The sequence below is a fragment of the Methyloglobulus sp. genome, assembly GCF_964779595.1.
This window is the reverse complement of record NZ_CBAROL010000051.1, coordinates 1-10,222: the sequence shown is the minus strand read 5'-3', so window position 1 is coordinate 10,222 and position 10,222 is coordinate 1. Positions and strand designations below refer to the sequence as shown.

Below are 10,222 nucleotides of genomic sequence, written 5' to 3'. Positions count from 1 at the left end.
TGGCAAGAATGGTAAGGCTATCGCCTGCGCCGCTATGCGTAAACTCATTCATCTTAGCTTTGCTATCTTGAAATCAGGCGAACCTTTTGATCCTCTTTTCGCAGTAAAATAAGCCTTGACACTTGGGTTTTAAGACGGTATCTACGGGCGGTGGCAAACATACCCGTCCGGCTCAGAGGTTAAGATTTTATCAAATCCAGCAAGTGCTTACCTAATTCAAGCATATTTTCATAGCCGTACCAATATATGGTTGTCCAAAGCACGGCATGGATTAGGGTAATGATGACGACACCCGTAATCAGTTTAGGCTTTGTGTTTAGCTCATCCCGAAAAAACAAGATGGCGAAATCAGGGCCAGACCAAAAGGTTGCCAAGGTCGTTTCGTAGGCAAACATGATGCGTCCTGAGGTTTTGGAATGCTCGTAGATGGTGTTGACCATGCGACGATAAGATCGCTAGCGTCATGTCCCGACCTGACGTTTCATAGATGTATACTAACGACGCGGCGGACGTGATGTCTATCAGCAACCACATGGCGGCAATGGCAAGGTGATAGGACAGCCCGATCTGCTTTGCCAACACGGCCAGCCCAATACTGAGCGCCGCCAGACCATAATCAAGCAAGGTGTACAAAACCCTTTTGGCGACCGTGGCGGCAAGTTTATTACGTTTGTCTGTTGCGTCGTCATCTGCTTGTACATCCAAAAAACTGTTGGATGCGGCATCAAAAATGTGCGAATGCGCGATAGAAAGCCCAGTTATGGCGGTGGCAAGCAGGAGTGCTGCGATGGGGTTATTAAAGTTATAAGCGACAAATGCGCTAATTATTACGAACAGGATGCAATACTTGGTGAGCATCCATGCCGTAAAACGCACATGTTCTTTTGCAGTGTTAGTTGTCATCTCTTTGTTATTCACCCTGTGTTTAAGTTGGTAAGATCGCGCTAGTTCCCAATCTCCAGATTGGGAATAGACAAGGCAAGCTCCAGCTTGCAAAACAACGTTCCCAAGCAGAGCTTGGGAACGAGCGAATAAACTGTTAGACGCAGCGTAATCCGCCGCTGGTGTCCGTTGAAATGGCGGATTACAACGCTTCCAACTGGGCATAGCTCAACATCAACCATTTAACCCCAACCTGTTTGAAGTTGATTTGCGCCCGTTCTTGTGCGCCTTCGCCTTCAAGCTGCAACACGATGCCTTCACCAAACTTGGCATGCCCCACTCTTTGTCCCAATTTAAACTGCCTGCCTTGTGCCATTAGATCAACAGACTTTGCTACCGCTTGAGGACGGCTGACAGTGGCTCGCATTCTGACCTCTTGAATGCACTCCGCAGGAATTTCCCGCAAAAACCGGGACGGCCTGGGATAGCTTTCCCTGCCGTATATGCGCCGAGATTCAGCATAAGTTAGGTACAATTGTCGCATGGCGCGGGTCATGCCCACGTAGCAAAGCCGCCGTTCCTCTTCCAAACGCGCAATATCGTCAGAGGATTGCTGGGAAGGGAACAGGCCTTCTTCCATGCCGACTAGAAACACCAGCTTGAATTCCAAACCTTTTGCTGAATGTAAGGTCATTAATTGGACACAATCCTCAAACTCCTCACCTTGCATGTCACCTGCTTCCAATGACGCATGTGCCAAAAATAAGTCGAGTTCATTCAGGTTTTCCTCGTTTTCCTGTTCGCCATCAAAAAGCCGTGCCGCGTTAATCAATTCGTCCAGGTTTTCCAGCTTTTCTTCGCCTCGGTCACCTTTTTCGTTTTTATACAATGTGATAAGGCCGCTATGCTCATTGACCATTTGTACTTTTTCATACAATCCGAGTTCTTCAGACTGTATGGCTAAACGGTCAATCAGCTCTAAAAACCCTAGCAACACATTTTTTGCTCTAGGGGCGAGCGGTTTTTGTTTAAGCAGCGTGATAGCCGCCGACCATAAAGACATGGCCTGATCTTTGGCAATCAACCTTATATCGTCTATGGCTTTAGCGCCTAGCCCTCGCGTTGGGGTGTTAATAACCCGTTCAAAAGAAGCGTCATCATGGCGATTAGACATCAACCGCAGGTATGCCAAGGCATTTTTGATTTCAGCCCGTTCAAAAAAGCGTAGTCCGCCATAAACCCGATAAGGCGTACCTGTTGCCATCAGTTTTTCTTCAAATTGGCGGGATTGGGCATTAGATCGGTACAAAATAGCGGCATCACTACGCAAACCACCTTCATTTACCCAGGCTTTGATCCGGTCAACCACAAAATAGGCTTCATCCAGCTCATTGAACGCGGCATACAGGGAAATCAACTCGCCTTCACCCGCATCCGTCCATAACTCTTTACCCATACGGGCTTCATTCATACTGATGACTTTGTTGGCCGCATTCAAGATGTTGCCCGTCGAACGGTAGTTTTGCTCGAGCTTTATCACTTGATGATTAGGATAATGCTGCTGAAAACTGAAAATATTTTCAATTCGTGCGCCACGCCAGCCATAAATCGATTGGTCGTCATCGCCGACCACAAACAAGTTATCCTTGCCGTCCGTCAGTAGCCGTAACCAAGCATATTGAATGGTATTAGTATCCTGGAATTCATCGACATGTACCCGCAGGAAGCGTTGTTGGTAGAATTCCAGCAAATCGGCATTGTCACGTAACAGTTCATGCGCCCGTAACAGCAATTCGGCAAAATCGACCAAACCTGAACGTTCGCAAATTTCTTCATAAGCGCGGTAAACCGCCAGCATTTGGCGCTGGAAAACATCGCCCGTTTCCAGTTGATGCTTCGCCCGTTTACCTTCATCTTTTTGGGCATTGATGTACCATTGGATTTGCTTGGGAGGCCATTTGGTTTCATCCAGGTTCATGCCAGCCACGAGGCGTTTGATAACCCGAAGCTGGTCGGCAGAATCCATCACTTGAAACGTGTCTGGCAGTTTTGCTTGTTTGGCATGTCGCCTTAACAAGCGGTGTGCAAGGCCATGAAACGTGCCAATCCACATTGTATGTACTGAGTGTTCCAACAAATCTTCAAGCCGATTTCGCATTTCCCTTGCGGCCTTATTGGTAAACGTGACTGCCAAAATACCATGCGCGGATACGCCTTCGACTTGGATCTGCCAGGCGATACGATGCACCAATACCCTAGTTTTTCCGCTACCTGCGCCGGCAAGAACCAGAACTGCCTGATTGGGCGCAGTTACAGCGGCGCGTTGTGCATCATTTAAGGGATTAATGAGTGAGGTAATATCCATGTTATAGCTTGCACTTTTTTGGGGGTTGTGTATATTGCGAGTGATTCTGGCGACAGAATGACGATCACCCGACCGCATAATAAAAATTAAACCAAGAGGAGATTACGATGAGTTTTGATTATAAACGCATGATGAAGTTTGAACACAACGTGGGCGAAAAAGAAAAAAAATACCGTCTTTATGGCGGCGCAGCACTCCTAGTTATTTCGCTATTCACCGCCGAAATAATCTTGTTACTGGCTGGCTTGGCACTGGTTGCTACGGGTTATACCGGCTGGTGTCCTGCCTACTCCGGCTTAGGCAAAAACACTTGCACTGCGGCTGATGCCGTCACAGCAGCAGTAGAAACGCCTAAAGCCGAAGCCCCAAAAGCTGAAACGCCAAAAGCCAGTAAGAAAGCGAAATAATTGCAGGATATGTTAAGGAAACTACAAGGATGTAGTTTTTATCCGGCTCTGTTTAATCTTCCTTACGAAACTCCCCTTCCAACACATCCTTCTCTTTGGGCTTGCCCCATTGGAAATGTCCGCCGGTCTGAACCAGATGATTCTCGATAATATATTGCGCGATTTTGCTGCGTAGCTGCGGAATCAGGCAAGCAAAGCCTAATATATCGGTGATAAAACCAGGCGTTAATAACAATGCGCCACCCACTAGAATAATGGGGCCTTCTATCATTTCATAAGCGGGAATCGTCCCTTGCGCGAGACTGGCCTGCAACCGTTGAAAAGTTGCAAAACCCTGTTGCCGGAGCAGCCATGTACCTAAGACCGCCGTAAAAACGACCAGAAAAATAGTTGGAAATGCGCCGATTATTCCACCTACCTTCAATAACAGGTAAATTTCAATGAACGGAATTAGCAACACTATCAAAAAAATACTTTGGAAACCTTTCATAACTCTCATACACTGACAGATGTTGGTACAATATAGGGCTAAATGGCTGCATTTCCTAGCATAAGTTCAGGTTAATGCGCTGATCGCCTTCACGTAACCGCATAATGACACAAACCATCATCACACTCTGCACCTGTCCCGATAAGCAGTCGGCGGAAAAAGTCGCAAGGTTACTGGTTGAAGAAAAATTAGCCGCCTGTGTGAATATTTTACCTAATATAAGGTCAATCTATTCCTGGCAAGGCCAGATTGAATCTGCTGAGGAACAACTACTCATCATTAAATCGCCTCAAGCTGGCTATCAAGCTATTGAAACCGCCATCCTCAGCCTTCACCCTTATGAACTTCCTGAGATTATCGCTGTTCCAATAGAACGCGGTTTACCTGAATACATTAACTGGATTAATTCATGCCACGCTTCAAAATAATCTTCATTTTTTTTCTATCGCTACTTAGCCAAACTGCTTACGCCATCGAAAGCAACACGCTGTTACCGCCAGAACAAGTTTTTCAAGCATCAGCAAAAGCAGTCAGTCCAGACCAGATTGAAGTTACCTGGACGATTGCCAAGGACTACAGTCTGTATCGCAAAAACATGCGTTTTGAAACCAAATCGCCGGACTTTACGTTAGGCGATGCAGTGTTTCCAGCCGGAAAAATTAAGCATGATGAGCTATTGGGCGATATTGAACATTATCGGGAACAATTAAAAATCAATCTGCCTGTAACTGTTTCTAATGGCACCACCTCTACTCAATTAGTTATTCATTATCAAGGCTGTGCAGATATTGGCGTGTGCTATCCACCCCAGGAAAAAACACTGGATGTTACCCTTCCTGCACCCATTGTCGCTGCCAATGTTTCGCCTATTGATAGTTTAGTGAAAGGCATTTCAGGCTTAAAAACCAATCTGTCTCAAGCTGAATTATTACCGCCAGATCAAGCTTTTCAATTTACCGCTTCAGTAAAAGCCCCCAATACCCTGCATGTTAGTTGGCTACCGGCAGAAGACTATTACCTGTACCGAGAAAAATTTAAGTTAGAAATTATTGGTTCGGATAAGGTGAAATTAGGCACTTATACCATCCCACATGGCGAACCCAAGGAAGATGAAGCTTTTGGTCATGTTGAAGTGTTTCACAGCGAAGTCGCGGTTGATGTCCCGCTATTCCGCACTGATACCGCAGCGCAGCATTTATCGTTGAAAGCCAATTACCAAGGCTGTGCAGATCGGGGCGTATGTTATCCGCCGATGGACAAAACGATTGAATTGGATTTGCCGCAAGCTACTTCGACATCGTTAGCAACTGTATCCGGTAACGCAGATAAGCAAGCTGCTCCGCTTTCTGAACAAGACCAAATTACTCAATCGTTACATAACGATGGCTTATTTGCCGCACTCATCAGTTTTTTTGGCTTTGGTTTACTGCTCTCACTAACACCATGCGTATTCCCAATGATCCCAATTTTGTCTGGAATTATCGTCGGCAAAGGTCACACAATTAATACGTCACGGGCATTTTTCTTATCATTAAGCTATGTCGTCGCCTCGGCGTTCACTTACACCATCTTTGGTGTATTAGCTGCATTATTCGGAAGCAATTTGCAAGCCGTGTTCCAAGAACCTTGGATAATAGCCCTGTTCAGCGGGATTTTTGTCTTGTTGTCACTGTCGATGTTCGGCTTTTATAGCCTTGAATTGCCGGACTTTATCCGTGCAAAACTGCATAATTCCAGTGAAAAACACCGAGATGGCTCGATACTAGGTGCAGCTATCATGGGAGCTTTGTCTTCGTTGATTGTCGGCCCTTGCGTTGCTGCGCCGTTGGCGGGGGCGTTAATCTATATTGGGCAAACGGGCGATGTCGCACTAGGCGGTAGTGCCTTATTCGTGATGGGCATGGGCATGGGCGTTCCCCTACTGATTATGGGCGCGTCTGCCGGAAAACTCTTGCCCAAGGCAGGTACTTGGTTGAATGCCACCAATACTGTGTTTGGCGTGTTGATGCTGGGCGTTGCGGTGTGGATGCTGTCCCGCATCTTACCACCAGAGATTACCATGCTGCTGTGGGCGTTGTTGCTTATACTCCCAGCTATTTACCTTAACGCCGTTGATTCCTTGCCAGAACACAGTTCCGGCTGGCGTAAATTATGGAAAGGCATAGGCATTACAATGTTAGCCTACGGCTTATTATTGTTGATCGGCTTTAGCATCGGCAACAGTAACCCACTGAAACCCTTGCAAGGCTTTGGTGTGACTGCCGCAAAAGCAAGCGAACAGGGTTTAAGTTTTGAACGAATCGGCTCCCTTGCAGAACTGGAAGCCAGAATTCAACAAGCCAACGCCAATAACCAACCAGTGATGCTAGATTTTTACGCAGACTGGTGCATTTCCTGTAAAGAAATGGAAGCTTATACGTTCACCGATGCCAATGTTAAACAGACCTTAGCTGGATTTGTCTTATTGCAGGCCGACGTAACCAAACAATCAGATGCTGACAAAGCATTATTGACAAAATTTAACTTGATTGGCCCACCCGCCATCCTGTTTTTTAACGGTAATCAACAAGAAAACAAAGCGTTGCGGGTAATCGGTTATCAAGATGCCAAAACCTTTTCTAAAACCTTACAGCAGGTGAAATCATGAAGCGATCAATTTTGATAGTTACCGTCGCCATCATGGCTTTCGTAGGTGGCTTAAGCGTACGTAATCTATTGTCATCGCAACTAGACAAAGCAAAGGTCAGTGAGGAAAACCAGCAAAAGCTAACTGAATTCAGCTTACCTGATTTATCTGACAAACAACGCAACATTAAGGAATGGCAGGGCAAAGTCCTGGTCGTCAATTTCTGGGCAACCTGGTGTCCGCCGTGCCTAAAAGAAATGCCAGAATTTGAAGCGTTGCACGCAGAATACGAAAAAAAAGGACTGCAATTTATCGGTATTGCCTTAGATGATGCCGAGCCGGTCAAAGAATTCATCGCCAGCAAAAAAATCACCTACCCTATTTTGCTGGGCGAAGATCAAGGCACGAAGATAGCCCATGATTTAGGTAACATCGTCAATACCGTCCCTTTTACCGTGATCGTCAACAAAAAAGGGCTAGTCGTTAAAAGTCACATGGGTGAACTATCCCGTGAGCAGCTATTGGAGATTGTTACGCCTTTGCTTTAAGCTCGTACGCAGCCCATAAACAATTATTACGATACAAAACAGCTATCACCCTCAGGCGGTAAATTCCATAACGATGAAACCACCCCGGCCTTAACTTGCATTTCAAGGATCGGATATTAGACATTAATCAGTTAATATTATAATATAACATCACGCGCTGGATAACTATTCATTTGCAATGAGCCTTACAGAAGAATCAACCCATAACCACCTTCATCCTCTAGAACACGACCATACAAAATGTGTCAGCAAGGCATTGGATACCGCCGAGAATTTGTGCATGGTGCGTGGCGTGCAACTAACTCCAATTCGACACCAAGTATTGGAATTGATTTGGGATAGTCATAAAGCGGTTAAAGCTTATGACCTGCTGGATCGTATCAGACCAATGCAAAATGCCGCAAAACCCGCAACAATTTACCGTGCATTGGATTTCTTGATTGAACAAGGCCTGATCCACCGAGTAGAAAGCCTCAACGCTTTTGTCGGTTGCAGTTGCTCGGATCATCAACATGAAATGTTGCTATTAATCTGTAAGCGCTGCAATGAAGTTGAAGAACGTCCTGCCCCTGAGGTTATGCAAGCCCTGTCCCAAGAGTTTTATCAAGCGGGGTTTTTACCCCACAACAAAGCCATAGAAGCGCATGGCATATGCATTAAATGTAACGATTTTCATTCAATATCTTGAACATCTTATGAACAAACATCTGCTTATATGTTTAGCTTTTTACACAATATGCCCATCGGCTTATGCAGATGACGACAATCCACAACAACTGGAAGAAGTAGTTGTCTACGGCACTGGCATCAAACAGGCGACAGCTAAATCAGCTAGACCCACGACATTATTGTCCGGCGATGAGTTACGCACAAAAGTAGGCCAAACGATTGGCGATACCTTAAGCAATGAATTGGGCATTACCAACCAATCGTTTGGCGCGGGTGTCGGTGCGCCAGTCATTCGTGGACAATCGGGATCACGGGTGCGGGTGCTGCAAAACAGTTTGGGCAATAATGATGTTTCATCCTTAAGTCCCGATCATGCGAATGGTGTTGACCCTATTATTGCAGAACGGGTGGAAGTGTTGCGTGGGCCTTCCACTTTACTGTACGGAAGTGGCGCAATCGGCGGCATAGTTAATGTGATTGATAACCGCATTCCTGAGCAAGTACCCGACAAACTCATTGGTGGCGCTGGTGAGCAACGTTTTGATTCTGTGACTAATGAAACATCTAGCGCCCTTAAGTTAGAAGGCGGCAAAAGTGGGCTTGCTTATCATGTCGATGGTTTTTATCGCGACCAAAACAATACCCATATCGGCGGCAGGGCGATTGATGAAGCCGCCGTACGCTCTGTTGACCCCAGTTTTACCAACTCTCCTGTCCTGGACAATCCCGAAGGCCTGATTAATGGCTCTCAAGCACGTACACGCGGCGGTTCAATCGGTATTTCCAAAATTGGCGACATAGGGATGGTAGGTGTTGCCATTAACAGCCTGGAAAAACTATACGGAATTCCAGCCGACGGCAAAAGCAATGATCGTGTAACTGTTGACCTGCGCCAAACCAAATACGATTTTAAAGGCCAACTCAATAAACCTTTCACCTGGGCAGAAGAACTCCGCATGAAGTTTGGTTACACCGACTATAAACACGTTGAGCTTGATAATGGCATACCAGCGACCACTTTCTTAAACAAATCCTACGAAAGCCGTTTGGAACTGGAACATCAGCCTATTGGTATCGTTAAAGGTACAGTGGGCTTCCAATCAACTAACAGCGTATTTTCCGCAATAGGTGCGGAGGCGTTGGTGCCTAAATCGGATATTGATACTTATGCTTTATTTGCGGTGGAATCGTTTACCATCGGTGCAGTAACTTACGATTTTGGCGCAAGAGGCGAATGGCAAACGATTAAGCCAGAAAACCACAGCGAATTTACGTATCTGCCAATCAGCGGATCTGCCTCCGCATTGTGGAAAATTAACGAGCAACACCAAATCAGCTTGGGGTTCACCCACTCACAGAGATCACCACAGATACAAGAATTACTGACTAAAGGTGTGCATGAAGCCACGCATAGTTATGAAATAGGCAATAGCTCGCTTAACAAAGAGCTATCTAACAATCTGGATCTAGGCTATCACTTTACAGCCGATTGGATGACGGCGGAAATCAACCTGTTCCATAACTGGGTCAATGACTACATTTACCAGCAGCGCAGCCGTGATGTTTTTAATGAGACTGATGGAACACGCGGAGCAAGTTGCCCAGTAGATGCCACCTGTCTGCCTATTTTAGAAAGCCGTCAAGCTGATGCCACTTTCAAAGGCTTTGAAGCGCAAACTATTTTCCCTTTGATGCAAAACAGTTACGGTGCAATCGACCTGACCGTATTCGGGGACTACACCCGTGGTACATTTGACAGGGGCGACGATGTTCCCCGTATGCCACCTTTACGTTATGGCTTGCAGTTGAGCTATGAGAAAGACGATTGGTCAAGCAATGCACGACTGACTCGTGGCGAAGCACAAACCAACGCTGGTGCGAATGATACGAATACCGACAGTTATTTGTTGCTGAATGTGGGCGCTCAGTATCGCTTAGCTGAACTTCATAACACTGAAATATTACTGTTTGCTAAAGGCAAAAACCTGTTGAACGAAAACATCCGTAATTCGACATCTTATTTGCGTAATTTCGCGCCGGAGCCAGGGCGAAGTGCTGAAATCGGTCTGCGTATCAGTTATTAAGCTGAGACCTTTGCACGACCTCAAGCCCCAAAATGGGTAAAATAAGCCTTTATTCAAGTTCGAGCAATAGCCTATGTCCTGGAAGAACCTAGCCCAAACCAGTTTAAGCGATGCCCTTGTCAAACACCACGAAGCCTTGGAGGAATTGGAC

General features: G+C 46.0%; 10 protein-coding genes. 6 read left to right on the top strand and 4 right to left on the bottom strand.

The annotated features are described in order from the left end of the window. Positions 1–179: 179 nt before the first annotated feature. From AC1YY3_RS12240 to uvrD, 3 genes are all read right to left on the bottom strand, one after another. On the bottom strand, positions 180–395 hold the full coding sequence (locus tag AC1YY3_RS12240) for a hypothetical protein (protein WP_481825091.1): 216 nt from the start codon (positions 393–395) through the stop codon (positions 180–182). Further along, on the bottom strand, positions 349–918 hold the full coding sequence (locus tag AC1YY3_RS12235) for a hypothetical protein (RefSeq protein ID WP_482194519.1): 570 nt from the start codon (positions 916–918) through the stop codon (positions 349–351). The genes AC1YY3_RS12240 and AC1YY3_RS12235 overlap by 47 nt, the downstream gene beginning before the upstream one ends. A 166-nt stretch (positions 919–1,084) precedes the next feature. Further along, positions 1,085–3,247 carry a DNA helicase II gene (gene uvrD, locus AC1YY3_RS12230; RefSeq protein WP_481825100.1) on the bottom strand — a complete coding sequence of 721 codons (2,163 nt, stop codon included), beginning with the start codon at positions 3,245–3,247 and terminating at the stop codon, positions 1,085–1,087. Between the two features lie 107 nt (positions 3,248–3,354). Between uvrD and AC1YY3_RS12225 the strand changes: the two genes are divergently transcribed. After that, on the top strand, positions 3,355–3,654 hold the full coding sequence (locus tag AC1YY3_RS12225) for a YgaP family membrane protein (RefSeq protein ID WP_481825093.1): 300 nt from the start codon (positions 3,355–3,357) through the stop codon (positions 3,652–3,654). Between the two features lie 52 nt (positions 3,655–3,706). Here AC1YY3_RS12225 and AC1YY3_RS12220 read toward each other — a convergent pair whose 3' ends face one another. Continuing rightward, complete coding sequence (locus tag AC1YY3_RS12220; protein WP_481825094.1) at positions 3,707–4,144, bottom strand: FxsA family protein; 438 nt, start codon at positions 4,142–4,144, stop codon at positions 3,707–3,709. 104 nt (positions 4,145–4,248) lie between these two features. On the opposite strand from AC1YY3_RS12220, the gene cutA reads away from it, so the two are divergent. The 5 genes from cutA to AC1YY3_RS12195 all read left to right on the top strand — a co-directional run bounded on the left by cutA (position 4,249) and on the right by AC1YY3_RS12195 (position 10,071). Further along, positions 4,249–4,572 carry a divalent-cation tolerance protein CutA gene (cutA, locus tag AC1YY3_RS12215; protein WP_481825095.1) on the top strand — a complete coding sequence of 108 codons (324 nt, stop codon included), beginning with the start codon at positions 4,249–4,251 and terminating at the stop codon, positions 4,570–4,572. Beyond that, positions 4,554–6,791 carry a protein-disulfide reductase DsbD gene (locus AC1YY3_RS12210; RefSeq protein WP_481825096.1) on the top strand — a complete coding sequence of 746 codons (2,238 nt, stop codon included), beginning with the start codon at positions 4,554–4,556 and terminating at the stop codon, positions 6,789–6,791. Before cutA ends, AC1YY3_RS12210 begins: the two co-directional genes overlap by 19 nt. Further along, entirely contained in the window at positions 6,788–7,318 is a 531-nt protein-coding gene (locus AC1YY3_RS12205) for a TlpA family protein disulfide reductase (RefSeq protein ID WP_481825097.1), read from the top strand. The genes AC1YY3_RS12210 and AC1YY3_RS12205 overlap by 4 nt, the downstream gene beginning before the upstream one ends. 178 nt (positions 7,319–7,496) lie before the next feature. Next, complete coding sequence (locus AC1YY3_RS12200) at positions 7,497–8,006, top strand: transcriptional repressor (protein ID WP_481825098.1); 510 nt, start codon at positions 7,497–7,499, stop codon at positions 8,004–8,006. Positions 8,007–8,013: 7 nt separating this feature from the next. Then, complete coding sequence (locus AC1YY3_RS12195) at positions 8,014–10,071, top strand: TonB-dependent receptor (RefSeq protein WP_482194518.1); 2,058 nt, start codon at positions 8,014–8,016, stop codon at positions 10,069–10,071. Positions 10,072–10,222 lie beyond the last annotated feature (151 nt).